The 26203-nt window shown below is 45.9% G+C and carries 23 protein-coding genes; 7 read left to right on the forward strand and 16 right to left on the reverse strand.

What is annotated here, in order from left to right:
* Positions 1-344 precede the first annotated feature (344 nt).
* The 5 genes from scpA to rpmB all read left to right on the forward strand — a co-directional run bounded on the left by scpA (position 345) and on the right by rpmB (position 8308).
* Positions 345-2489, forward strand: coding sequence for a methylmalonyl-CoA mutase (scpA, locus tag WH96_RS17365; protein WP_047765499.1), 2145 nt, complete (start codon positions 345-347; stop codon positions 2487-2489).
* 120 nt (positions 2490-2609) lie between these two features.
* Positions 2610-4973 (forward strand): coiled-coil domain-containing protein, encoded by a 2364-nt coding sequence (locus WH96_RS17370; protein WP_047765500.1) that lies wholly within the window; start codon positions 2610-2612, stop codon positions 4971-4973.
* Positions 4974-4979: 6 nt separating this feature from the next.
* Complete coding sequence (locus WH96_RS17375) at positions 4980-6839, forward strand: ABCB family ABC transporter ATP-binding protein/permease (protein WP_047765501.1); 1860 nt, start codon at positions 4980-4982, stop codon at positions 6837-6839.
* Between the two features lie 13 nt (positions 6840-6852).
* Positions 6853-7842, forward strand: a complete 990-nt coding sequence (gene meaB, locus WH96_RS17380) for a methylmalonyl Co-A mutase-associated GTPase MeaB (protein ID WP_047765502.1) — start codon at positions 6853-6855, stop codon at positions 7840-7842.
* 169 nt (positions 7843-8011) lie between these two features.
* The gene (gene rpmB, locus WH96_RS17385; protein WP_047765503.1) at positions 8012-8308 is read left to right on the forward strand and encodes a 50S ribosomal protein L28; all 297 of its coding nucleotides are present in this window, start codon (positions 8012-8014) and stop codon (positions 8306-8308) included.
* Here the strand turns inward: rpmB and WH96_RS17390 are convergent.
* The 12 genes from WH96_RS17390 to WH96_RS17445 all read right to left on the reverse strand — a co-directional run bounded on the left by WH96_RS17390 (position 8275) and on the right by WH96_RS17445 (position 21550).
* Complete coding sequence (locus tag WH96_RS17390; protein WP_047765504.1) at positions 8275-9393, reverse strand: esterase-like activity of phytase family protein; 1119 nt, start codon at positions 9391-9393, stop codon at positions 8275-8277. The genes rpmB and WH96_RS17390 overlap by 34 nt on opposite strands.
* A gap of 98 nt (positions 9394-9491) precedes the next feature.
* A complete protein-coding gene (locus WH96_RS17395; RefSeq protein WP_047765505.1) occupies positions 9492-10472 on the reverse strand; it encodes a phosphotransferase family protein in 981 nt (326 codons plus the stop codon).
* Between the two features lie 54 nt (positions 10473-10526).
* Positions 10527-11318 (reverse strand): heme ABC transporter ATP-binding protein, encoded by a 792-nt coding sequence (locus tag WH96_RS17400; protein ID WP_053006100.1) that lies wholly within the window; start codon positions 11316-11318, stop codon positions 10527-10529.
* Positions 11315-12400, reverse strand: coding sequence for a FecCD family ABC transporter permease (locus tag WH96_RS17405; RefSeq protein WP_156176847.1), 1086 nt, complete (start codon positions 12398-12400; stop codon positions 11315-11317). The genes WH96_RS17400 and WH96_RS17405 overlap by 4 nt, the downstream gene beginning before the upstream one ends.
* Positions 12401-12407: 7 nt before the next feature.
* Complete coding sequence (locus tag WH96_RS17410) at positions 12408-13307, reverse strand: heme/hemin ABC transporter substrate-binding protein (RefSeq protein ID WP_082130561.1); 900 nt, start codon at positions 13305-13307, stop codon at positions 12408-12410.
* A gap of 19 nt (positions 13308-13326) precedes the next feature.
* A complete protein-coding gene (locus WH96_RS17415) occupies positions 13327-14403 on the reverse strand; it encodes a hemin-degrading factor (protein ID WP_047765507.1) in 1077 nt (358 codons plus the stop codon).
* A 27-nt stretch (positions 14404-14430) separates the two neighbouring features.
* Positions 14431-15483 carry an energy transducer TonB gene (locus WH96_RS17420; RefSeq protein WP_162200166.1) on the reverse strand — a complete coding sequence of 351 codons (1053 nt, stop codon included), beginning with the start codon at positions 15481-15483 and terminating at the stop codon, positions 14431-14433.
* Positions 15484-15509: 26 nt separating this feature from the next.
* On the reverse strand, positions 15510-17561 hold the full coding sequence (locus WH96_RS17425) for a TonB-dependent hemoglobin/transferrin/lactoferrin family receptor (RefSeq protein WP_047765509.1): 2052 nt from the start codon (positions 17559-17561) through the stop codon (positions 15510-15512).
* Positions 17562-17692: 131 nt separating this feature from the next.
* On the reverse strand, positions 17693-17875 hold the full coding sequence (hemP, locus tag WH96_RS17430; protein ID WP_245629507.1) for a hemin uptake protein HemP: 183 nt from the start codon (positions 17873-17875) through the stop codon (positions 17693-17695).
* Between the two features lie 154 nt (positions 17876-18029).
* Positions 18030-19880 (reverse strand): cobaltochelatase subunit CobT, encoded by a 1851-nt coding sequence (gene cobT, locus WH96_RS17435; protein WP_047765511.1) that lies wholly within the window; start codon positions 19878-19880, stop codon positions 18030-18032.
* 31 nt (positions 19881-19911) lie between these two features.
* Positions 19912-20907, reverse strand: coding sequence for a cobaltochelatase subunit CobS (gene cobS, locus WH96_RS17440; protein WP_047765549.1), 996 nt, complete (start codon positions 20905-20907; stop codon positions 19912-19914).
* Positions 20908-20956: 49 nt separating this feature from the next.
* Positions 20957-21550 carry a J domain-containing protein gene (locus WH96_RS17445; protein WP_047765550.1) on the reverse strand — a complete coding sequence of 198 codons (594 nt, stop codon included), beginning with the start codon at positions 21548-21550 and terminating at the stop codon, positions 20957-20959.
* Positions 21551-21836: 286 nt separating this feature from the next.
* Here WH96_RS17445 and WH96_RS17450 point away from each other — a divergent pair, with 286 nt between their 5' ends.
* A complete protein-coding gene (locus WH96_RS17450; RefSeq protein WP_047765512.1) occupies positions 21837-22130 on the forward strand; it encodes a BolA family protein in 294 nt (97 codons plus the stop codon).
* A complete protein-coding gene (locus WH96_RS17455; protein ID WP_053006107.1) occupies positions 22131-22490 on the forward strand; it encodes a ribbon-helix-helix domain-containing protein in 360 nt (119 codons plus the stop codon).
* Between the two features lie 22 nt (positions 22491-22512).
* On the opposite strand, the gene WH96_RS17460 is transcribed toward WH96_RS17455, so the two are convergent.
* From WH96_RS17460 to WH96_RS17475, 4 genes are all read right to left on the reverse strand, one after another.
* Positions 22513-23088 carry a DUF2889 domain-containing protein gene (locus WH96_RS17460; protein WP_047765513.1) on the reverse strand — a complete coding sequence of 192 codons (576 nt, stop codon included), beginning with the start codon at positions 23086-23088 and terminating at the stop codon, positions 22513-22515.
* Between the two features lie 42 nt (positions 23089-23130).
* The gene (locus WH96_RS17465; protein WP_047765514.1) at positions 23131-24399 is read right to left on the reverse strand and encodes an HlyC/CorC family transporter; all 1269 of its coding nucleotides are present in this window, start codon (positions 24397-24399) and stop codon (positions 23131-23133) included.
* Between the two features lie 39 nt (positions 24400-24438).
* Positions 24439-25572: a 3-dehydroquinate synthase gene (gene aroB, locus WH96_RS17470; protein ID WP_047765515.1), complete on the reverse strand. Its 1134-nt coding sequence runs from the start codon at positions 25570-25572 to the stop codon at positions 24439-24441.
* A gap of 71 nt (positions 25573-25643) precedes the next feature.
* Positions 25644-26189 carry a shikimate kinase gene (locus WH96_RS17475; RefSeq protein WP_047765516.1) on the reverse strand — a complete coding sequence of 182 codons (546 nt, stop codon included), beginning with the start codon at positions 26187-26189 and terminating at the stop codon, positions 25644-25646.
* Between the last annotated feature and the right edge of the window lie 14 nt (positions 26190-26203).

A 26203-nucleotide genomic window follows, 5' to 3' on the forward strand; every position in this document is an offset into this window, starting at 1 on the left:
CAAATGACTCTGTCGGGGGTGTTCGGTAGATTGGGCCGTTATGCATCTTCTTCATTCCTCGGGATCATCCTCCGCAATGCATCTTGGTAGAAGTATAACGTTACAAGGCATGATTTCTGTCGCAGATTCTTTGTAAAAAACTTCACATCTGCAATTTTGCTGGATTGGCTCTGCTTTATTAGGCTTTTCTCAGGGCATAGACTTGTTGTGTAAAAGCAGGTTATATTGCGCTGCAATAAAAATCCGTTTTAGAAATATCTGTCACTAGGATAGATATTCAATGATGAGAGCAACGATAATAATAAAAGCCGGGGCGAGATCCTGAAAGCTAGGAGGGACGTTGAATGTCTGATTTTCCCAAAAAAACAATCGCGGACTGGGAGGGGCTTGTTGAAAAAGAACTTCGTGGAAAGAAAAGCGATAGCCTGAATTGGGAAACTCCCGAAGGTATTGTTGTCAAACCGATCTATACGGAAGAAGATATTGAAGATCTCGATATCATGGGGACAATGCCGGGCTTTGCGCCATTTTTACGTGGCCCTCGTGGCAGTATGTATGCAGCACGCCCATGGACTGTGCGTCAGTATGCCGGGTTTTCGACTGCTGAAGAGTCCAATGCTTTTTACCAGCGGAATCTTGCCGCAGGGCAAAAGGGCCTTTCTGTCGCTTTCGATTTAGCAACCCACAGAGGGTATGACTCTGATCACCCTCGCGTCGTTGGCGATGTCGGTAAAGCGGGTGTTGCGATTGATTCTGTCGAGGATATGAAAATCCTTTTTGATGGCATTCCCCTGGACAAAATGTCGGTTTCCATGACAATGAATGGCGCTGTTTTGCCCGTGCTTGCGGGCTATATTGTTGCCGCTGAGGAACAGGGCGTTAAGCCAGATCAGCTTTCGGGGACAATTCAGAATGATGTTCTCAAAGAATTTATGGTGCGAAACACCTATATTTTCCCTCCGACGCCTTCTATGCGTATTGTGTCCGACATTATTGGCTACACGGCCAAGAATATGCCGCGCTTTAATTCGATTTCTATTTCCGGCTACCATATGCAGGAAGCAGGATCTACTTGCGTACAAGAGCTTGCCTTTACGATTGCGGATGGCTTGGAATATGTACGTACCGCGATGTCAAAAGGCCTGGATGTGGATGCTTTTGCGCCACGGCTTAGTTTTTTCTTTGCGATTGGCATGAATTTTTTTATGGAAGCTTCCAAGCTTCGGGCGGCACGTTTTTTGTGGTCGCACTATATGAAAAAGATGTTCGATCCCAAGGATGTTAAATCCTTGATGCTTCGGACACACTGTCAAACCTCGGGTGTCTCTTTAACCGAACAGGACCCTTATAATAACGTTATCCGGACAACAGTGGAAGCCATGGCTGCTGCTTTGGGAGGAACGCAATCACTTCATACCAATGCTTTGGACGAGGCAGTGGCATTGCCAACGGATTTTTCCGCGCGGATCGCACGTAATACACAGCTGATCTTGCAGGAAGAAGCAGGCATCACCAAGGTCGTCGATCCGCTTGCCGGTAGTTATTATGTCGAGAGCCTGACCGCAAGCCTGATTGAAGAAGCCCGTAAAATTATCGACGAAGTTGAAGAAATAGGCGGAATGACCAAGGCGGTTGAATCCGGGATGCCTAAACTTCGGATCGAGGAGTCTGCAGCGAAGAAGCAGGCGCGTATCGACCGTGGTGAAGAGACGGTTGTTGGCGTTAATAAGTATCGTCTTGAAAAAGAAGATGATATCGAGATTCTTGATATTGATAATACGGCGGTTCGGGAACAGCAGATCGAACGCTTGAATGAGATCCGTAAAACGCGAGATAGCAAAGCCTGCGATGAAGCTCTTGATGCTTTGACGAAGGCTGCCGAAGATGGTTCTGGTAATCTGCTTGATCTTGCTGTTCAGGCAACACGGTTGAGGGCCACGGTGGGAGAAATTTCAGATGCACTGGAAAAGGTGTATGGTCGTCATCGTGCTGTAAATAGGAGTATTTCTGGCGTGTATGGATCTGCATATGAGGGCGATGATGATTTCGCGCGTATTCAGGGTGAAGTTGATGCTTTTGCTGAACAGGAAGGTCGTCGCCCCAGAATGCTTGTCGTGAAGTTGGGACAAGACGGGCATGATCGCGGCGCAAAAGTCATTGCGACGGCCTTTGCCGATATTGGTTTTGATGTTGATGTCGGTCCTCTTTTCCAAACACCGGAAGAAGGGGCGCAACAGGCAGTTGAAAATGACGTTCATGTTATTGGTATTTCGACACAGGCCGCTGGTCACAAGACACTGGTACCGCAATTGATCGCCGAACTGAAACGCCAAAAAGCAGATGATATTCTTGTTATTTGTGGCGGCGTTATCCCTGCGCAGGATTATGATGCCCTGAAACAAGCGGGTGTTTCTGCTGTGTATGGGCCGGGAAGCAATATCCCCTTGGCAGCACAGGAAATCATCGGCTTATTGAATAAAAGAAGCTAATTGATAAAAAAATGTCCAAGAAGGCCCTGATCTTAATGGTCTTTCTTGGACTATAGGACTTTCCTGCCGTATTATCTCTCTCAGGCGATCGTAAATCGTGATTAAACAGGGAGTGAGGGGATGTCAGGTCATACCTGGATCACAAAGGCTTTGGCGCTGTTCGGGGTGGCAACATCAGGGGCGTGGCTGTGGGTTTGCTACCAGTATTTTAAGAACCAGGTTGGTCTGGATGTGATAGAAAGCATGGTGCCCCAGGAACAGGGGCAAGTACTTGCTGGTATCACATTGCCGCTCGTTCTGTTGTGGGCCATACTGCTTTTTATTCTCAGAGGTGCCGCGCTTTCCAATGAAACCCGTAAACTTTTGGCGAAGTTGGATAAACTCACCTATCCGGATGCAGAAGAGAATACCCGGGTCAAAGATATCACGCGCCAACTGCAAGAACAGGCTGAGAGCCTTAATAGTGCCTCGGGTGAAGTTGAAAAGCGTCTGACTGGCCTGATTAACGCGTTTAAAGAACAAACAAAGCAGCTTACGGGCGTTGCGATTCGGGCTTCTTCACAAACAGAACAAATTCAGGAGACACTGGTCACGCAGCAGAGTTCACTTGAAGATGTCCACAATTCAATTCATTCCAGCCTGGAAAACGCGCGGGAAGCAGTTAAGGAGCAGGTAACTGCCTTGGAAAGTTCTGGTGTTCGTAGCGAAGTTATGGCCGAGACAATCAGCAAAACCTTGCGTGATTCTGTCGATGTTCTGGACGAAGCTGTGGAGCGCACAATTGGCCGAACCGAAGATGCCAGCGAAATGTTAAAGCAACAGGCTGAGGATATGGCTGCGGCTGGTACGACAGCGGAAGTTTGTAGCGAAACCATGCGCGAAAGCCTCAAACAAGATCTTGAAACCTTAAGACATGTTCAGGATACGATTGATGCTGAGGGCGAAAAATTCAAAGGCTTGATCAAAGATCGTATCGGGGATGTTGAGCAACTACTCGAGGGTGCTGGAGCCAAAGTATCGGAACTTGGTGAAAGACTGTCCGGTGAAAATCAGGCGATGGAACAACTGGTTGCTGAAATAGGTTACAAAGCTGTCTCGTTGTCTGATGCAATGCGCAAAGATGCAGAAGAAGTTCGAGAGCTTTTCGCGGACGTTGCTTTACGTGCTGGCGAAATGAACGAACGCTTTAGGGTACAGGCGGGTGAACTTGATAAGAGCGGCAAGGAAGTTGCTGATAACCTGACACAGGTAACAAGAGATTTAGGGGAAGCCGTCTCTCTTGCTGGTCGAGAAGAAGCTTCTCGACTGACGGAGGCAACGGCACAGGCGCAAGATACCTTGGTCGCGGCGGCAGAGAAAATACGTCCGGGAATTGCGAGTTTGGAGGAATCATCTGAACGACTTAGTGATTTAGCGGACGTTGTGATGGGGGGCTTGAGCGAACATACCCGTGAGATCGGACTGGTAAGTAAAAGTGCACAGGAGAATGTTGAAGAGACATCCAAGGCGCTTAAGGACCAGACAAGGCTTATGGAGCTTGCCGCTGATAAGGCTGTGCGCCACACCACTGAAGTGGCCAAGGTATTCCAGCTTCAGACACTGGCGCTTGCTGATGGATCAAGTGCTGCTAATCAGGCCGTGCAAGACCTCCGCCATGGTGTGCACGAAGAACTGGATGCTTTCAAAACACTTTCCGATGATTTCAGTACTCTTTTGGAAGATGTTCGTACGTCGCTGGATGCGCGTACCGAAGCATTGAGCAAGGCATCAGACGAATCTCGTCAAACAGCAGATACCTTGAAGGACCATGTTGATCAGCAAAGAGAGAAGCTTGCGATCTTGGCAGAAGAATCCCTGAAGCAGGTTGAGGATATTGGTGTTCGCGCCGAAAAAGCTGCATCTAGTTTGAAAGGATCTGCGGACGGCGCCCTTAAAAGTGCAGAAAAGCTGAGTGAGACGTTTTCTCGGGACAGTAATAAAGTCACAGAATTGCATGGAAAGGTTTCTTCGCTTGCGGATGCTTTTGGACAGCAGGCCCGCGATTTGGCGCATGCTTCGGAAGAAGCGACACGTCAGGCTTTGAAATTACGGGAAGATCGTTCGGCGAACAAGCGGGATGCTTTCTTGCGTGGGGCGACACTTCTTATTGATGATCTCAACTCTTCGGCCATCGATCTGAATAAAATTTTGGACGAGGACTTGCCTGAAGAATATTGGAAACGATATCACAAGGGGGACCGTTCGATTTTTGCACGGTCCATTCTAAAGAAAAAAGATCTTTACGATACACGTGAAGTTAAACGTTATTTTGAGACGAATCAGACCTTCAGAAATCAGGTGAATCGCTATCTGGATCAGTTTGATAACCTGATGTCTCAGGCCCGTGAATGTGATAGTGAAGACGTCCTTTCTGCGACCTTTATGACTGCAGATGTTGGAAAGCTCTATGTCTTGCTTGCACGTTCCATTGGTCGTATGGAGTGATGATACATGCGCCGGATGCGTGAAGATGTTCCTCAGCCAGATGGTGAGAACAGCCAACTGGATACCCTAAAAACACTGCTGCCATATTTTTGGCCTGTGGGCCGCTTTGATCTTAAGGCGCGAATTATCTTTTGTTTTGGGCTTCTGATTTTTGCAAAGCTTACAAATGTGTCTGTACCTTATATTCTAAGAGGTGCGGTCGATGCGTTGAGTATCGATGACCCAACGTTGATTGTTGTTCCGCTTGGTCTTTTAGTTGCCTACGGGATGGCCCGGATTGGGGCGATTGCTTTTGATAACATTCGTGAAGGTTTGTTTGCCAAGGTTGTGCAGAATGCGATCCGCAGTGTGGCCCTGGTTACCTTCCGGCATTTGCATTCACTTTCCTTGCGGTTCCATATCGAACGAAGAACGGGGGGGGTTACCCGCGCGATTGATCGGGGAACCAAGGGGATCGAGTTTATGCTCACCTTCTTGATGTTCAATGTTATCCCGACGCTTATTGAAATCACGGTTGTCTGTATTCTACTCTGGTTTTTGTTCGACTGGCGTTTTGCAGTTGTCCCGCTTGTGACAATTCTGGCTTATATCTTCCTGACGCTCCGCATTACTGAATGGCGCATTACTTTGCGTCGGGATATGAACGCGGCTGATAATGATGCTAATACCAAAGCTGTTGATAGTCTCTTAAACTTTGAAACAGTTAAGTATTTTGGTAATGAAGAGCATGAAACCAAGCGTTATGATCGCGGTCTGGCGGCTTATGAAAAAGCGGCTATTCGCAGCCGAACAAGTCTTTCCAGTCTGAATATTGTCCAATCCGGTGTTATTTCACTCGGGGCCAGCCTGATGATGATCATGTCTGCTTATGGTGTTGCAAATGGTGCGATGACAGTTGGTGACTTTGTTATGGTCAATGCCTACTTGTTACAGCTCGCAATGCCACTTAATTTTCTGGGATTTGTTTATCGGGAAATTCGTCAGGCGCTTATTGATATGCATACCATGTTCGAACTGCTCCACAAAGACCTTGAGATAAAGGATGAGCTGGATGCGAAAGACCTGATTGTCAGTGGTGCAGAAATTCAATTCAAAGATTGCCAGTTTGGGTATGACGAACGACGACCTATTTTAAAGGGCGTTAGCTTTACCGTTCCTGCGGGTAAAAAACTGGCAATCGTAGGATCTAGCGGTGCGGGTAAATCAACTATCAGTCGCCTGCTTTTCCGCTTTTACGATCTGGATGCTGGTGAAGTTCTGATTGATGGACAGAATATAGCTAAAGTCAAACAAGGATCTCTTCGTCAGGCTATCGGGATTGTTCCGCAAGACACCGTGTTATTTAACGACACAATTCTCTACAACATCGCCTATGGGCGACCTGATGCTACGCGGGAAGAGGTTGAAGCCGCTGCGAAGCTTGCCAAAATTCATGATTTTGTTCTGTCATTGCCGGATGGGTATGATTCCATCGTCGGAGAGCGCGGGTTGAAACTATCAGGAGGTGAAAAGCAACGCGTTGCCATTGCCAGAACAGTCCTTAAAAATCCGGCAATCATGTTGTTTGACGAAGCAACATCTGCATTGGACAGCCGCACGGAACAGGAAATTCAGGCGAGTCTGAATGACGTGTCCAAAGATAGGACAACATTGGTAATTGCCCACCGCCTTTCTACGGTAGTTGATGCCGATGAAATTATTGTCCTTGAGCAAGGCCGGATTGAAGAACGTGGGACACATAGCGAATTACTTGAAAAAGAAGGTCATTATGCAGAAATGTGGCGCCGTCAGTTGGAAGTTGCTCAGAAGGTTGCCGAGGTTGAAAAGGTAGCAGGGCAAGATGATGTGGTTGGTGAGATAGTGTAGGTAAAACGACGTTATGGCGAAAGATAGCGATAAGATTGCGAAATTGGTTGCGGGTATTGCTGATGGACAGCGTCGGGCTTTGGCACAGGCAATCACCCTTATTGAATCAACTCGGGCTGATCATAGGGAAGATGCCGATCTTTTGTTGGAGCAAATCTTACCCCTGAGCGGGAAGTCCATTCGAATTGGTATTTCTGGTGTTCCAGGCGTTGGTAAATCGACCTTTATTGAATCTTTTGGCATGCATTTAATAAATAAAGGGTTTCGCGTTGCCGTTTTGGCCATTGATCCGTCTTCACAGCGGACGGGGGGCTCTATCCTCGGGGATAAGACCCGAATGGAGATTCTGTCCCGGCAACAGACAGCTTTTATTCGTCCTTCTCCAGCCGGGGCAACACTTGGCGGGGTTGCGCGGCGAACCCGGGAAGCAATGCTGTTGTGTGAAGCCGCGGGTTTTGATGTCATTCTTGTTGAAACTGTGGGCGTTGGACAATCCGAAACGGCTGTTTCTGAAATGGTTGATATGTTTTTGCTTTTGTTGCTACCCAGTGGCGGTGATGAACTGCAAGGCATTAAGAAGGGTATTATGGAACTGGCTGACATGGTTGTGGTCAACAAAGCTGATGGGGATCTTGCGCCGGCAGCAAATCGTGCCGCAGCAGAATACCATGCGGCTTTGGGGCTGATGCGTCCTTCCAGCCCGAATTGGAAGCCTAGGGTTAAGAAGTGTTCTGCCTTGCATGATGAAGGTATTGCCGAAATTTGGTCTGCGATAGAAGAGTTCCGAACCAAGCTTTGGGAAAGTAACGAGATACCTGACAAGCGGGTGAAACAGGCTGTTTCATGGATGTGGAGTGAGATTAAAGAATCCCTGGTTTTCGCGTTTAAGGATAAACCAGAGATTGATAAGGCACTTGAAAAGGTGGAATCCGATGTGATTTCAGGTAAGATTGCGCCCGCTACAGCCGCTCGAAAGCTGCTCAATATTTTTCTTAAAGCCTGAGGCGAACTAATAAAACGCTGTAAACGAGTGGTTTTAACAGATTCGTGACGAATCTTTCAATGAATCGTGGTTTTGTCTTGACCCTAAGGCGACTGTGTCCTAAAACTCGCGCCGAGCCGACGTATCGGCATTAAATTTTTATTTTCATCGAGTTTACGGGATTAAAACCATGGCACGCCGTTGTGACTTTACCGGCAAAGAGGTACAGACTGGCAACAATGTGAGCCACGCTAAGAATAGAACACGGCGTCGCTTCCTGCCAAATCTTCAAAAGACTTCGATGTTGAGCGATGCTCTTGGTCAGACTGTTCAATTCCGTCTTTCCACTGCAGCTATCCGCACCATCGAAAAGCGCGGCGGTCTTGACGCATTCTTGCTGTCAACACCATCTGATAAACTGGGTAAAAAAGCTCGGGATATGAAGAAGCGCGTTCAGAAAGCTTTGGTTTCCAAAGCTGCTGAATAAGCAGTCTTATTCTTAGAACAGCCCGCTGTGCTTTGGCCAGCGGGCTTTCTTTGTTTTTGCAATTCGAACATTAATAATAACGTATCCTGCGCAAAGCTGAGATTGTCATCTGATAAGAGATAGATGAGGGTTTCGCCATTTGTTCCGACCCGACTACTAATCCCTTCCATATTGTCGATAGACTGTGCTCCTTCGAATGTTGCGAGTATATCTCCCCGCATTACATAGTCTGGCATGGATAACGCAGTTTGAATTTCTGATGCAGGAAAGAATCTCAAGCTGGTTTTGAAGCCACCTAAGAAGGAAAACACTCTCTCCAGTAATAATAAATCACCCTGCGGTGTACTGCTTAATCCCGTGGGGAGGTAATTTTTATTGGGTTCAAGGTAAAGTTTGTCCCAACTCTGTTGATGCCATAGATAGGCTTCTATGACCTTCTCTTGTTTTGACGTTGTCGTTCGTTCGGGAATGGCGAGAAGACAATCACCGCCAAGCCAAGCCAGAGCTTCGATACCACGGTTATTAGAGGCAATATCTGTGAATTCACGCGGAAGAAGGATTGCCCCTGTTGTTGTGGCTAAAGGTGCTGAATATTCAAGAATGCGGTGATCGCGCTCAAAGCTCACATAAACAGCTCCATTATCTGCCAGCGCAATTGATTCACTATCCCGATCCTTTTTGCGAATCAGGTTTTGACCTTTTGTTCCCCTCATTGTTGAGAGCAAGCCGTTTGTGAGGGATAAAAGATTACCGTTTAAATCGTAATTCAAGCGTCCGGTAAACCAGAGGCCCTTGTCTCCAATAGCTAAGAGAGAGCGTCCGTCTGATGAAACCTCCAACCCTGACAAGCCGCCGAAGCGTTTATGGGGGGAACTAATTTTGATACCGCCACGCCAATGGAGAGAGGGAGTTTCATTTAACTCAGTTGTTCTAACTGCTAACTGTTGGTCAGGTACAGGAACAGCTTTGATGGTGAGGGGAATTTTAGCGGCTTCTATAACGTCGAGATTTCTATCTAGATAAGCCGTATACCCCAACAAACTAATGGCTATGATAGTTATGGTAAATAGGGCTCTGATAATCATGTCAGTCTCAGTACTATCTTTCCTACTTTCATGAGAATTATTAAACATTCTTTATGAACTTAGGGTGAAGAGGCTGTGACTTTTGTAAGGCAAATTTTCTAGAGAAGATCAGATATTGTCGAAGATATAGCTGTTTTAGCCGTTGTGAAGGTTTTTGGATAATTTCCTTTTCTTGTAAGGAATTCTAGTAATGATAATAAATCTAAAATTTTGGCTGATTGTTGCCAATCCAACTTTAAACAGCCATCATGCTGTCTATAAGATTTGATAAGTACAGGCTTATAATCTTTGTGCATTTCTCTTTCAAATCGAAAAAAATTCCCAAAATCAATAAGAGGAGAACCGGAAAAAGAAAACTCCCAATCTAAAATGCCAGTGATTTCCCATTTTTTACTTCGTTTATCGACTAAAATATTCTTCTGATTAAAATCAGAATGAACAAGTGATGATACGTTGGTTAGCTTACGAATTTTACTATCATTTTTTAGTATTAAAGATCTTAATCTCTGTAATTCTTCTACTCCAATTCGCTGTATCAAAAGTTTGTTTTCTAAATAATTCTCAAAGTAATTGTAGCAACTTTCGTGAAAACTAATAAAGGGATCAACGACATTGAATTTTTTCCCAAGAAATCCAGATTTATCGAAAGAAAATTTATGTATTTCTGCAAGGATTTTTCCCAATTGCTGAGCTATAATTTTAATATCTTCAGGCGCTAAACTTGCTTCAACGGTATTTAAGGGAGTACCAGGCAAGAATTCTAAAATAGCAACATGTCTGTTCAATAGTGAATGATTAATTTTGTAATCATATACGGTTGGCACGATAATTTTATTTTTTACGGCTTTTAAAATGGCGATTTCAGTTTCAAATTGACGTTGGCTTTTGTTAGAGATTCTCAATACTAAAGGTTGTTTATCTTTAGTAGAAAATTTTACATTTATGTTACTGTAACCACCGGACAAATATTCTATATCTCGAATATGATTTAAGGAAAAATCATCTAGAACAGATAAAATATCTTTTCTTTTTAAAAAATAGTGAGGTTCTTGATGGTCAAACTTGTTTTCATAATCCATAGAATACGCCTTGGAATTTAACCATAAAACTCAAACTTGTATGTAAATTCTTTGTTAGATTGTAGAAATAAATACAGGGGTTGAAGACGCACTGTCTATTGATCTGGATATACTACAGCTAAAAATGTCAGATAAAAGTTCAGGCTCCATGACCTCAAGCGTTGGGCCGTTAGAGATTAATGTTCCGTTCGAAATAATTGCAATGGAATCGCAGTATTGAGCAGCTTGGTTCAAATCGTGGAGAATAGCTAGGCCTGCCGTATTCCGCTCTTTACACTGTTTTTTTGCTGCGGCTAGAACAGCATGTTGATGCGCAATATCCAAACCTGCAGTTGGTTCATCCAGTAACAGGAATTTTGTTTCGGTATCTCCTGTTAGGCCTATGCTCTGGGTTAAGGCTCTCGCGAGTTGCACGCGTTGTTTTTCACCACCCGACAAGACAGGGTAGGGACGATCAGCGAGGTGTTTTATATCGGCAAGGCTCATGGCTTTTTCTACCGCGAGCCTGTTGATAAAAGGTGTGCATAGCTTTTCGAAAGGCCATCGCCCCATGCTTACCACATCACGTGCAGAAAAAGGAAAAGCCAACTGCGATGCTTGTGGCATAACGGCACGCCGCTTGGCGAGTTCAATACTTGCCCATTTATGAAGGGGAATATCATCAAGAGTAATTGTGCCATTTGTTGGCGTAAGATCCCCTGACAACACTTTAAGTAAAGTTGATTTTCCGGCACCATTAGGCCCCAAGACACCCAAAAGTTTTCCCGGGGTTAATTCAATGGAAACGTTCTGTAATAGTTTGACTGAACTGATCTCTATATCAATTGCGGTGGCTTTGAGAGTCACATGCGCCTCTTTTTGAATTCACGGAACAGGAGGGCGAAGAAGAAAGGGCCGCCAATAAAGCTAGTGACCAGTCCGATAGGAAGCTCGGCTGGTAATACAATAATGCGGGCGATCGTATCGGCAATAACAATGAGGTTTGCCCCAATCAATGCAGCAGCGGGTAAAACAAAACGATTATCAGCACCACCAATCAAGCGGGAGAGATGCGGGGCTATCAAGCCAATAAAGCCAATCATACCTGCTGCAGCAACCGCGGCACCCGTCGCGCAAGCGGCGGCAATAGCGGCCTGTTGCTTGACGCGTTCCGTTGGAATGCCGAGATGATGAGCTTCGGCTTCGCCGAGCAAAAAGAGATTGAGAGGGCTGGAAAGTTTCAGCAGAAAAAGCGAGGCAATAATCATAACCGAAATAGAAGGCCATGTGGTTTGTCCTGCTCCGGCGAGGCTTCCCATCGACCAGAAGGTCAGGGACCTTAACTCCGTATCATCGGCTAAGTAAGTTAGTAATCCTATGAGGGATCCAACAATTGCATTTACCGCAATGCCCATCAACACCATCATGGCAACATCCGTGAGGCCGTCACGTCTGGATAGCTGGTAAATTAATGCTGTGGTTAGCAGGCTTCCGATAAAGGCGGCAACAGGTAGGGCAAAATTGCGGGTCAGTTCTAAAAAAGCAGCAAAGAATGTATCACCCAGTACGATAATGGAAACCACAGCTAATGCGGCGCCGGAGGAAACACCGATTAGGCCTGGATCAGCCAAGGGGTTACGAAACAGGCTTTGCAAAACGGCGCCGGAAAGACCCAAGGACGCCCCGATAACAAGTCCGAGAATAATCCGTGGAAGGCGAATTGATTCGATGACTAGTACTTGGTGCAATTCCAATTTACTTTCGCTCAGGCCAATGTATGCAGCAAAGTGTTCAAGATTTGATAGCGGGGAAATAGCAACGCCCCCAATACCTAGAGATATGATTGAGGAAAGGATAAGAAGTAGAAAGAGCCCTCCTAAAATGTAGTAGGACTTTTTAAGGTTTGTTTGTTGTCGCCGAATTGGTGCGGCTGTCAAGGTTTGGGCCATTTTTTATTCACAGCTTTTGCTTGTTGATCTGAGACGACAGGGTCTCCACAGCGTCTATAGTTCTTGGTCCCAGCCCAAAAAGAAGCGTGCCATCCAGTGTAACGATGCGACCATTCTTTACTGCAGACAGCTTTCCCAAAAGAGGATCTTTCTGGAGAGATTTGATGCCTCCGCCTATGTCGAGAGATCTCTTTGACATCAGGATATAATCGGGGTTGTTGCCAAGAATGTATTCGCTGGCCAATGGCTTGAAACTCTGTAAATCAGCAGCGATGTTTTTTGCGCCAGCATAGGTGATGATTGTATCTATAGCTGTGTTTCCTCCTGCAGTCATAGGGCCGCCGTGACCGGTATTGAGGAGGAAAAGAACAGAGGGTTTTTCGGGTAAATCTTTGACTTCTGTATATTGCTTCTGAAGTTGCGTTGATATGGTTGTGCTGAGTGATTTCCCCAGTGCTTGTTTATTGGTTTGAGCGGCTATTAGATCAATGCCTGTAACAATCGATGCAGTGTTGATCAGTTCCGGTATTTCGACAACTTTGATGCCGGCGGCCTGAATGGTTTCCAATACATGTGAAGGACCAGATCCTTCCAAAGCAAGGATCAAGTCAGGCTTCAGGCTCAAAAGGCCTTCTGCAGAAAGTTGTCGCATATATCCGACTTTAGGCAGAGCGAGAACATCCGCAGGATACTTGCTGGTTGTATCTGTCGCGACAATTTTGTCTCCTGCTTCAAGTGCGTAGACGATTTCTGTAACCGGACCACCAAGTGTAATGATCCGGTTCGCATCTGCCTTTGTCTGAGTGCTGCTCATAGCGATCAGGAGACAAATCAGAAATGCCACTATCGTTTTATAAGACCTTGGTAGGTACGCAGGGTTAAAGGACATGGGGGTATCTCTATCCATTTTTGCTGTTTTCTACCAACTATTCTGCTGCTGCTGAAACTGTTGTGTGGCGTTCAAGACTTTCGATCATATTTTGCCAGGCAGTGTTTTCTGGCTGACCCATTTCGCGTTCTCCGCATAGCAGGGCGAAACTTTCTTGTTTGTCATTGAAAATTTCGAGAGTGGTTATAATGCCGTCCTTGGTTGGCTTTCTGACGAGCCAGATTTCTGCAATATGGTCTTGTCTAAGGTGCAGATTAAAACCGGGATCAAGGATGTTGATCCAAGGTCCCATTTCTTTAACTTTTTCAATATGGCCTGTGTGGATTTGAATGCAGCCTTTATTGCCGACAAAAACCATGACGGAAATTTTGTTGGCAACGGATTGTTCCAGCACTTCTTGCAAGGCAGCAGGAGTTAGTTTTTCGGCGAATTCTTTGCCAATCAATCTGAAGCTCTGGTGGCGATCGCAGTTGTGTTTTCTTAGCAGACCGTGGAACTGGTGCACGTCCTTGAGTGCTGCCCATCCGCCTTTCAAAGCTTCAAGATCAATTGTATCATCTGCAACCGGGGCATCAGCTTGGTCGTAACTTTCCAGCTGAAGTTCAGAAGATTGTTCCGTTGCCTTATAGCGATTAATAAGTGTTTCATAAGCATCTGAATGAGAATTCTCTGTCAGAAAGATTTTGTGAATTGCCGTACCTTCATGATCAAAGAACTGGAAGCTTCTTCGCTTACCTTTGCTGGTCTTTGTTGTGATTGCAAAACCAAATGCCCATTTTGTCAAAAATAACCTGAGATCAATTTCGCGGTTCAAGACGATACCCATAGGCCCTTTCGCACTTATTTTATCAAAGAAGCCAACCTTCTCATGTACAGCATGTTCATTGCGGGTAATGATTTTTACTTCTCCAAGAGAACCGAGTTCTTGAATAAGCTGTCCCCATTCGGCTTCAAGACGGATGACGTTATCACCAACACCAGCAGCAACAAGTTGCCCCTCTGTAATATTCATCGCGCGGGCAATGTCACGAGTATAACCTTTTGCTGTTCCGGCGCTTAGGTCTTTCCATGCTTCTAATGGTGTTCTGTATTTAACGGATGGAGTGGTGTGCATGATCATGCTCCTGAATTCGTAATCTTGTTATCTAATAGAAAAATCAATAGGAAACTCGACCCATGAGGCCGTCGTAATACCACCTTGACGCGCTGGGATGAAACGCCATTCGCGCATGGCTTTTTGTGCTGCTTTGTCGAGTAATCGATGGCCGGATGAACGCCAGATGTGAATTTCCTGAACGATACCGCTTCGATCTATTTTTGCTCTGAGCACAACGTTGCCTTGCAACTTCTTGCGCTTCGCCCGTTGCGGATACTCTGGCGGGCGCGGTGGGCGCGAAAAAGACGGTTGTGTGAGCAGGGGTAAATCATTGTACGTAAGCGAAGCGATTTGATTGTTGGACAGTCGCTTTTGGCCCTGGCCTGCCTGGTTCAAGCCTTGTTCGTTCAAAGAGCTGGATTGACTCTTGGTCTTGTTTTGCACCTCACCCGCTGTTGCTATATTTGCCTGTTGTATCTGGGTATGTTTTTTCGTTGGTTTTGTTGTTACTGGAGCCGTTGGCGAAGGGGGAGGAGTGACTTCAGGCGGGGCACTTGATTTCGTTGTGTTATCAGACTTTGTCGGGAGATGTGGTTTTCCGGGAGTCTTTATAGGCGTTCCCTGTGCTGCAACTTTCAAAGGAACCTTAGGCTTGGGTTTTGGTTTCGGTGGAATAACAGCTTTAACCCGCACGACTTTTGGCGGTGTAGGCGGGTTGTCCTGTGCAATCTTCTCTTCCGAAGGTGTCTCTGTTTTCGGAAGAAGTTCTGTTAGAGCAAGTTCTTCTGGGGAAATTGTTTTGGACTGTTCTTTTATCTCTATAATCGGTTGTGGCTGTTCAGTACTATTTGTAACTGGCACGTCCAACTTTGTATCAGGAACTATAGCGGGATGGAGTGTTGCTCTTTGTTCTATAGGAGAGGATGAAGGATTTTGAAAGCTAACTGTCGCCAAAGAAACAGAGCGTTGATCGTTTGAGTTTATCGCCAGATTCCTCGATGACGTTGCCGAAGCAGGGGGCAGGATTTTTCCGGACCAAAACAGTCCGCCCAGATGCAGGGCAAGTGCAACTGTACAACTGATGGTCCACCTAATCACTGCTATCCCCTGCATGACACTCTTCCCTAGAATTTCAAGCTTGCTGTAACTTTGAAGTTACGCCCGGGTTCATCCAGAACGGCGGCTCCGCGCCGATAATTTTTATCGAGAATATTATCGATACCTGCGTTGATTCTTAGCCCCGGAACATAGTCGTTGGCATCCCAGGTACTGAAGACATCAAAGGTGGCATAGCCGTCGATTTCATCACTTCCATTGGGTACGCGCTCTTGATCGCGAACAGCAAGGACACGACCACCAAGATCAAGGCCGATGTCCTGGAAATGATAACCCAGCATTAAGGCTGCCTTGTCTCCAGCAATACCGGATAGCGGTTCCGAAGTGTCCGAATTCTTACCACGAATTCTCGAGCCACTAAGCGACCCGTAAACGGTTGGTGTTTCATAGTGAATTTCGGCTTCGAAACCTTGTATTCTTGCTTTTGTTACGTTGCTGCTTGTTGTGGTTCCGCCAGCAACATCAACATCAAGTTCGATAAAATCATCTACGTTATTTCTAAAGTATGAAACTTTGGCCCGTAGTGCATCGTCGCTACGGAAAAGACCGTCATGTTTAATGTTTGCTCCAACTTCCCATGTTTTTGCCGTTTCAGGTTTTAAGTTAGGGTTTGCAACAAAGAAGTTATTTGGAATAGGTCCGCCGCCAGGAAAGTGTAATCCTGAAGCGTAGGTTTCACCTAACGAGGGAGCTCTAAAAGCTTCTGCGTAACTCACGTATGGCTGCAAGAATGGCAATACTTGATAACTGACAGCAAAGCGGGGAGAGGTTGATGTCTCGTCTGAATCTTGTTGTCCGTCGGCTTCGAGAGAATAGGAGTCATACCTAAGACCAGCCGTTAGTTCGAGATCTTCGAAAAGGGTTAGAGTATTATCTAGGTAAACACCGTAGATGTTTCGCTCAGCATCAGGATATCCGCCAATATCTGCGCCATTACTTTCGCCCTCTTGCGTGTCGTGGAAGATCTCTCCGCCAATAGTTACGGCTAACTGAGCGTTGTCATGAAAGTCTAGATGGGATGTGTTGAAACCTTCTAAACCCAATGTTTCCAAGGTTCGTTCTTGGTGGCGTCCGTCTGAAATTCTAACTTCATCAATGTCTGTGACGTCGTAATAAGCTTTAATAGAGCTATCAAACCACTGATTGTCTGGATTGTCGTAACTGTAATCTAAAACAAAGCTGTCTTCTTTACTTTCGCGTTCGACAATTGAAGAGGTGCTTAATCCATCGGGTGTGGCGGGAAGATTATGATCGTCACGATATAGTCTGTATGAAAGACCGATACGATGGAAGTCGGTAATATCAATGCCGCCTTTGATGAGACCTGAAACCAAATCATCATCTGTATAGGCTCTTTTTTTGCCATCGCCTGCATCATAGTCGTCGGTTTTCCGTCGCGTCACGCTCGCCATGAGGTCAATATTCTCTAGTGGACGAGCGTAACCTGTTATGTTGCCATGGACGCCATTATCCACTGTACTAAAGCCAGTTGAGATTTGGGCACCATATTTCTCGCCAGCTTCCAGAAAGTCGTCAGCACTTTTTGTTTCGAAGGCAACAACGCCCCCTAATGCTCCTGTTCCATGGATTGTTGATGCTGGTCCACGAAGAACTTCGACCTGTTTTAGTAAGGCTGGATCAATAAACAAACCACCTTTATGACCAGAGTTAAAATTTTGACGAGCCCCATCGATGCGTGTGACAACCCGTTGCCCACCTAGACCACGTATGGATGGTTTTATAACGGTATTTCGTGTGCCGCCTTCTAATTCGACACTTGGTAAATCCTTAAGGAGGTCGTGCACGGTTTCAGCTTGGCGACGCTCAATCTCTTCTTCTGTGACAATTGAGATTGAGGCCGGACTGTCGATGGCAAGTTTTTCATCACGCGAAGCAGTTACAGAAATCGTATCAAAGGTAAATACTGGCTGCTGATCCGTGACAGTCGTTTCCGTATTGTCACTGTTCGCAGAAGTATTATCTTGAGCCTTTAGGGGCGTAGATAGAAGAGTCAGAGCCGCGCTTGCAAGCAAGAGCCCTTTGTAAGAAATATATTGCACGGATCACGCACCTTATCAAAAAACCAAACCGGGGAATGTTGCAGTAACATTGCTGGCTGGCTGGCTTGATATGTCTTTCAGACAAGGTGGCGAGCTGGCTGGCGATCTCTCTTTGCACCCGAGAGACGAGATTATTTCGTAAGTATCAGTTTGTTGTTTGAAGTAATGCGAAGACGGTAATCGCTACCTTGGTATTCAATGACAATTTCTCTGGTATTTTGCATCAAAGTTTCTGCTGAAACCCGTGGCATTTGACCAGAGCGATTGCTCGCATCATCCATGGAGTCTTGCGTATTTTTTAAGTTGTCAGGCACTATCATTAAAACCGATACTGAAAATCATTCGCAACTAATAGTGCTGTGATTGATAAGTGTCAAGTGTGTTTGCGAATCATTCTTAAAAATAACCCCGCAAGCTTGATGTAAGCTGCGGGGTTAAAGAAACAAATTTGAACGAGTGATGAAAGGCTTAGCGTTTCATGTTTTCCAAAGGGTTGTCTTTTCCTCTTGGACTTTCAGCAAACAGTTCTGCCAGTTTTTCCATCATGATGCCACCGAGCTGCTCTGCGTCACTGATTGTGACAGCGCGCTTGTAGTACCGGGTGACATCATGCCCAATACCAATGGCAAGAAGTTCAACTGGCGATCGCTTTTCGATGAGATCAATGGCTTCACGTAAATGATCTTCCAGATAACTGCCACTGTTTACGGATAGTGTCGAATCATCCACTGGGGCGCCATCGGAAATAACCATAAGAATGCGCCTGTGCTCTGTTCTGGCGAGTAAACGACTGTGAGCCCACAACAGTGCTTCACCATCAATGTTTTCCTTCAGGATACCTTCGCGCAGCATCAAACCGAGGTTTTTTCTGGCGCGGCGCATCGGGGCATCAGCTTTTTTGTAAATGATATGTCGAAGATCGTTTAAACGGCCTGGACTACCGGGTTTTCCTTGCTCAATCCAACGCTCACGAGATTGTCCGCCTTTCCACATTTTTGTGGTAAAGCCCAAGATTTCGACTTTAACACCGCAACGTTCCAGTGTTCTGGCCAGAATATCAGCACTCATTGCAGCAATGGTGATAGGACGACCACGCATGGAACCGGAATTGTCGATGAGCAGCGTTACAACAGTGTCTTTAAACTCGGTGTCGCTTTCCTGTTTAAAGCTAAGGGAATGCATGGGGTTTGTTACAACGCGGGTCAAGCGTGCCGTATCTAGCAAACCTTCTTCCAGATTAAATTCCCAGTTCCTTGTTTGCTGAGCCATCAAACGTCGTTGCAAACGGTTCGCCAGTTTGGATATAACACCCTGAAGATGGGAGAGCTGTTTATCTAACAGTTCCCTGAGGCGGGATAATTCTTCATCTTCACACAGATCCTGTGCTTCGATAATTTCGTCGAACTGTGTCGTGAAAGATGTATAGCCGTGAACAGCGGAAAAATTATGGTTTGAGTCAAATTCTGGTTGTTGGTCGGGAGAACCAGCTGAATCTTGTCCTTGCCCGTCCATTTGTTGCCCGTCGCTTTCACCACCGTCATCAGGTGCTCCTTCGGCATCACCCTGGTCGCTACTTTCGGCTTCCATGGGCGCTGATTGTTCCGAGGTCTGTTGCTGATCCTGATCTTCAGATGTATCGTCTAGCTGATCTTGGTCGTCTTGTTCTTCCGTTTCTGATTCTTCACTATCTTCGACATCAAAATCCAATTGACCGAGAAGATCTTGTAACGCTCGTGCAAACTGCGCCTGATCTGTGACGTGCTCACCTAAGCCATCAAGAGTCTCGAAAATTTCCTGACTGAGGTTGGGGCGCCAGATTTCAGCTATTTTGGCAGATGTTTTCTCTAGACCTCTACCTGTCAGGGCTTCACGGGCCAACACAGCCATAGCTTCGTTCAGGGGAACATCATCTGAAGTAACAGCGTTCCCGTATCCCATCTGATCAAGAATGTCTTCGTGAAGGGCCTCGAGGTTTTGGGCAACACCTTCCATACGTGACATGCCAAGAGCCTCGCAGCGTGCCTGTTCGACGGAATCAAAGATAGCTGCAGCCTGACTATCAGACGGTTTCAATTTTTGGTGGGTTTTTGCATCGTGATATCGTAGGCGAAGTGATGTTGAATCTGCACGCCCGCGTATACGCTGTACATCGTTAGCGGGTAAATCTTTCGCAGGTATGGGAAGCCTCAACTCATCACCATTCAAGCCGCGACCATTGGCGGAGAAAACGACACTGAGGTCACTTTTCTTTGCCATAGCCCTGACTGTGGAAGATGTGGCGCGCTTAAATTGTTCTAAAGGCGTTTCAGCTTTACTCATACCTGCTACTTACCGTCTTGGTCCTCGTCGGTTACGACGAAGATCTTTCACTGCCATCTACTAACTCGCGTCCAAAGCATCTTTGGAAGTATTCAGCCACGAGTGGTCGTTCCATTTCATCACACTTGTTCAGGAAGGTGAGGCGGAAAGCAAAATCAATATTATCAAAGATCTTGGCATTCTCGGCCCATGACAGAACAGTACGCGGGCTCATAAGGGTAGAAATATCGCCATTGATAAAGCCGCTCCGGGTTAGATCAGCCAAAGAGACCATGTTTGCGATGAGATCACGATCTTCTTCTGTGTCATATTCCGGATGTTTAGCCAGAACGATATTCATTTCATCTTTGTGCGGAAGATAATTCAGAGTGGAAACGATGTTCCATCTATCCATCTGACCTTGGTTGAGCTGCTGCGTGCCGTGGTAGAGGCCCGTTGTATCACCCAGACCAACGGTATTGGCGGTTGAAAACAGTCTGAATGATGAATGAGGGGTAATGACACGATTCTGATCAAGAAGGGTCAGACGTCCTTCGACCTCTAGAATACGCTGAATAACAAACATGACATCGGGACGACCAGCATCATATTCATCAAAAACCAGAGCAACGGGGCGCTGTAATGCCCAAGGCATCAAGCCTTCGCGAAATTCGGTGACCTGCTTGCCTTCTTTCAGGACAATGGCGTCTTTACCAACAAGATCAATACGGCTTATGTGACTATCCAGGTTTACGCGAATACAGGGCCAGTTCAGGCGGGATGCAACCTGTTCAATATGGGTTGATTTACCTGTTCCGTGATAGCCTTGAATCATCACACGACGATTAAAGGCAAACCCCGCGAGGAGTGCCAGTGTTGTATCTTGATCAAACTGGTAGGTTGGATCTTCTTCTGGAACGTATTCGTTACGTGTACTGAATGCAGGTACCTGCATATCACTGTCTATGCCAAAAGCTTCGCGTGCTGAAACTGTTGTATCGGGGCCGCCCATGATCATTTCGCCATGGCCAATTACTTTAGAGGACATCGTCGCATCCATACTGCTGTTAGGGTGTTATTATTTCTCGGACGTTACACTAGGACGTCAGATCGGTTTCTTGAAGTGTTTCTTTTATAAAAATGCTGTTTTTTAAAAGGCTATAGGCCTGATTGACCTTTTTGAGCCGATCTTCTGCTCCTTTTGCGCCACCATTAGTGTCCGGGTGTAGTTCTTTTGCCAGTGCCAGATAGCATTTCTTGATTTGTTTTAAGGATTCTATTGTTTCGAGTCCCAATACACGAAGCGCTTTTCGTTCTTCTTCAGGCATAAATTTTTGGGTCTGTTCTGAGTGCTTGTTCTCATGCCCGGTAAAAGATCGCCATGCTTTACCTAAATCATCCAATTTTTTTGCATAATTTTCTTTACCCGCGCCGTTCAACGGCCAGGTTGGTTTTCCCCAGACAGCATCCTGCCGTCGCAATCGATCAACATCAGTGACGTCCATATCCTTACAATAGTTCCAGGCTGTGTTGTATTTCCGGACGTGGTCGAGACAAAACCAATAGTAGCTGTTTAATTTAATCCTGGATTTTGGCGCTCGATATTCCCCGGCATTCTCACATCCTTCGGCCTCGCAGCAGTTTTTCATTTCTGCCGGGTCCCAAGGTGTTTGTAGTGAAGCATCGTGCATTGATTTTTTCATACCGGAATTATGGTGTTTATTACGTCCTGATACAAGTACCAGCCTTATGAAATAATTAAGACCAAAGGCTTTGTATGCTTATATTCTATCGTGGAGTGATGATTAGAAATGGCCTTGTTCGACTGGGGGACAGCAGAAAATTGTGGCGTGAAATTATCGTGAATTAACGTCATTTTAAAGGTAATTTTCTAAATTACATTGAAAATGTTGTGTATTGATAGGTACTATACTGGCATTATCAAGTTGATATCTATGGGTAATAGGGTGCAGTACCATGGGAATGACAGAAACAATTGACGCGCGATTGCGGGAAGAATTATCGCCTTCTCATCTTGTGGTAACAGATGATTCGCATCATCACATAGGCCATGCAGGGTATCGCGAAGGCGGGGAAAGCCATTTTTCAGTTGAAATTGTTTCTGAAAAGTTTGCGGGTGTTAATCGGGTTAACAGACAGCGAATGGTTCATGAGTTGTTAAAAGAAGAGCTTGCATCGACAATTCACGCTTTGCAGATCAAGGCGAACACCTCTGCAGAGATAAATTCTACGGGTAAAGGTGTTTTCTGAATGGCGAAAGACAATGATTCTGTGTCATTTCTTTCGCAAAGTCGACGAGATCTTCAAAAGGAGATGATGCGATTGACCGGAAAAAATGGGTTGGTGTTGAAGAATGTAACGGTTCTTGGGCGGCGTACGTCATTACGTTTAGAGCCAATGATGTGGCGTGGACTGAACGAGATTTGCGAACGAGAAGGCCTTGCGCTGAACGAGGTTTGTAACCTTGTCGAAGGAAGGCGAGTTCAATCCAGTTTAACAGCTGCAATCCGGGTTTTCACACTTTCTTATTTCAGAACAGCGGCTCAGGAAAAAAGAGGCTGGAAGCCAATCCCTGCGTCGCAATATCCAACAATATCAAAGAATAAATAATCGTGATTTCTGGCCGGTATAGCTACGTGGTGCCAGTATAAAAGTCCGGCCACTCATGCTGCACAATCTCTCCATCAGAGCTATAGGCGTGGCAGGTATCTATAATGCCGGGGCGTTTTTGTGAGTTTTCTTCTGCCGTTGTGTTTTCTTTTATTTTCGCCTGATGTTTTATCATTGCGGGGTAAAGGGTCTGAAACGTAACGGTTGCCATTGCGCCCAGCATTTCGACAAGATGTGTGCAGCCTTCTGTTCCACCAACAGCGCGGCGAATGGCAGCCCGCCATCCCGGACCAACTTTCAAACCAATAATTTTTTTAAAGTTTGGAGCTATTGAAGGACAGATTGAATAGGGGCTATCATCGATACAAGCCTCTATGTCTTGCACAACAAAATTGATATCAACCGTTAGACGGATCCACATGTCGTGGAGGGCTTCTCCAGATTCAATGGTTCCTCTGAACTGATTCTTAAAAGCATAGGACTTAACGTCAGTAATGCGTCCTTCAATATCCCATAGATCATCTTCACGCTCAAATCCCTGAAAGTCATAACGGCGTTGATGAAGGTGCTTTCGTTCGACTGCCTGGGATAAGGGCATATGTACTGACCTCTGCTGTTATAGATAATCTATACCGGTATCTTATTCGTGTATTGGGGATACGCGTATTGACGTAATCTGGTGACGTTTGCGGTCCAGAATTTCGAACCTCATATCATGGAAGACAAAGGCCTGTCCTACTTTAGGAATTTGACGTGCTTCGTGTAAAATTAGTCCTGCCAATGTTGCGGCCTCGTCGTCGGGCAATCTCCATTCAAACTGTCTGTTTAAGTCCCTGATGGTTACGGTTCCGTTGATAATAAATTCATTATCGGTCACCGTTTGGACGCCTTCGATATCGATGTCGTGTTCGTCAGTAATATCGCCGACAATTTCTTCCAGAATGTCTTCGAGCGTGACAATCCCCTGCATTTCACCGTATTCGTCGACAACGATGGCAAAATGTGCATGACGATCACGGAAAGCATGAAGCTGTGCCAATAGGCTTGTCGATTCAGGGATGAACCATGGTTTACTGGCGATTGAAATCAGAGTCTCTCGATCAAGTTCGCCATCATGGGCGCGAATTGCGCGTAGAAGTGCTTTCGCATGTAAAACACCGACAATGTTATCGGGTTTGTCTTGCCACAATGGAATTCTGGTATAAGAGCTAGACAGCACGTCTTCAATCACCTGGGCGGGTGATTGATCAATGTCGCTTGAATTTACATCCTGTCGATGGGTCATAATTTCATCAACTTCAACGTCATCCAAATCCAGAATTGATCTGAGCATCTCGCGTTCGTGACGTACTTCTTCACCTTCGCCTTCGTGGAGATCAATCGCGCCTCGCAACTCTTCTTCGGCAAATTCGTTCATTTCATCTGCGGTATCTGAGCGCGTGAAAATTGCCAAAATAACTTTAACAATGCTCTCAACTGCGAGGGCAACGGGGCCAAAAATGAAGACGATTGGGCGTAAAATCGGGGCCGATGCCAAGGCGGCTTTGTCAGAGTGTCTCAGGGCATAGGTTTTTGGAAGAACCTCGGCAAAAACAAGGACAAGTGCGGTCATGGTCAAAGTCGCATAGATAACACCGGTCTCCCCGAATAGTTTCAGGAACACTGATGTTGCCAATGCAGAAGCCAGAATGTTCACGAGGTTGTTGCCTAGCAAGATTGAACCGATCAGATGTTCCTTTGCTGACCAAAGTTTGTTTACAATCTGTGCTTTCTTATCGCCACTTTGCTCAAGAGTATGCATGCGTGGCTTTGAAGACGCTGTCATCGAAGTCTCTGCACCGGAAAAGAAGGCGGAGATTGCGAGTAGTACCACAATGGCACTAATAGCGAGAATTAACTCTGTTTCCATGGCCCTTTCAGGGGTTGTGAATAAGGCGGAATGATACGTTTAGGCAATAAAGCGTTTCATAAAATCAGAAACGACTGCCATGTCCACCGCGTTATCCAGATAAGCCTGACCAATACCTTTTGTCATAACAAAGGTCAGGCGTCCGTTACTTACTTTTTTATCTCTGCTCATGTGATCCATCAGGCGAGAAACTTCAAGCTTTTTTCCGCCCAAGGCATTAGAGGATACATAATCTGTTGATATTGGGAGACCAATATTTTTAAAGTGCGCGCGAACAGTTTGGGCATCCTGCTCTGAACATAGACCTAGTTCCGCAGATAAGTCGTGCGCCATAACCATACCGATAGAGATGGCTTCGCCGTGAAGCAAAGACCCATTATATCCCGCTTCAGCTTCCAAAGCATGGCCAAAAGTATGTCCCAAATTAAGTAATCCCCGTGCTCCAGATTCTTTTTCATCCAGTGCGACGATCTTGGCCTTTGCTGCACAGGAAACTAACACGGCATGTGTTCTGGCGGAAATGTCCCCGGCGATAATTTTGTGAGCCTTGTCTTCTAGCCAATCAAAAAACTGTGGGTCATTGATTAGGCCGTATTTCACAACTTCTGCATAGCCGGCAAGAAGCTCTCTGTTTGGCAAGGTTTCAAGCAGACTTGTATCTGCAAGAACGAGTTTTGGTTGATGAAAACTTCCAACCAGATTTTTCCCGCGGGCAGTGTTAATACCTGTTTTCCCACCTACAGAGCTATCTACTTGAGATAACAAGGTGGTTGGGATTTGTATGAAATCAATGCCACGCATTACAACAGCTGCGGCAAAGCCCGCCAAATCACCGATCACGCCGCCGCCAAAAGCTATGAGCGTGGATTTTCTGTCAATATTGTGCTTAAGGAGGAAGTCGATTACGCGATCTAGCTGAGCAAAACTTTTGGTTTGTTCGCCAAAGGGTAAAATCAGAGCGTGGCTTTCGATGTTTTTCGATCTAAGAGCCGCTTCCAGTGTGGGCAAGTGGTGTCGGGCAACGTTTTCATCTGTAATGATGAACGTACGGTCCTGTTTTATGAAAGGGCGAACAAGCGAACCTGCATTTGTGACTAAATTTTCGCCGACGAGAATGTCGTAGCTGCGATCTTCTAAATCAAGTGTTAGTCGCTCGTAGGTTTCTTTGTTCATTTTATTCGGTCTTTGTTTGGGCTTCGTATTGGTTTGTTACTGACACGTTCCACGTTTAATTTATTCTACTGCTATGAAGCGTGGCAAAAATTCTGAAGTCCGAGCAGGGCATTGCGTGTCGTAAGATCTGCGGAACCTTCTTCCGATTCAGTCGTGATATCTGCTTGTTCATAGATAGGATAACGTTCTTTGATTAGCCGAGATAGTATCTCGCGATGATTACCATTGCGAAGAAGAGGGCGGTGGTTGCGACGTGATGTCCGCTCAACAAGGATATCCAAATCAGCGCGTAGCCAAAGCGAGATACCTTTTTCGGTTATGGTGCTTCTGGTGAGTTCGTCCATGAAGGCACCTCCACCCGTTGACAGAATTTGAACGGGGCCTTCCAACAGACGTTGAATAACCAGTCGTTCTCTATCACGGAAATAGACTTCGCCATGTTCTTCGAAGATTTCAGAAATTGTGCAGCCTGCAGCTTTCTCTATTTCGACATCAGCATCTACAAAAGGCAATTTCAAAGTCTGCGCCAGCTTTTTGCCTATACATGTTTTTCCTGCGCCCATTAAACCAACGAGAACAACAGTTTTGGGGGGAGTAAAGTTCCCGTTTGATGACATCGTACCTTTTACCG

The organism is Kiloniella spongiae (assembly GCF_001026905.1).
GTDB classification, from domain to species: Bacteria; Pseudomonadota; Alphaproteobacteria; order Kiloniellales; family Kiloniellaceae; genus Kiloniella; species Kiloniella spongiae.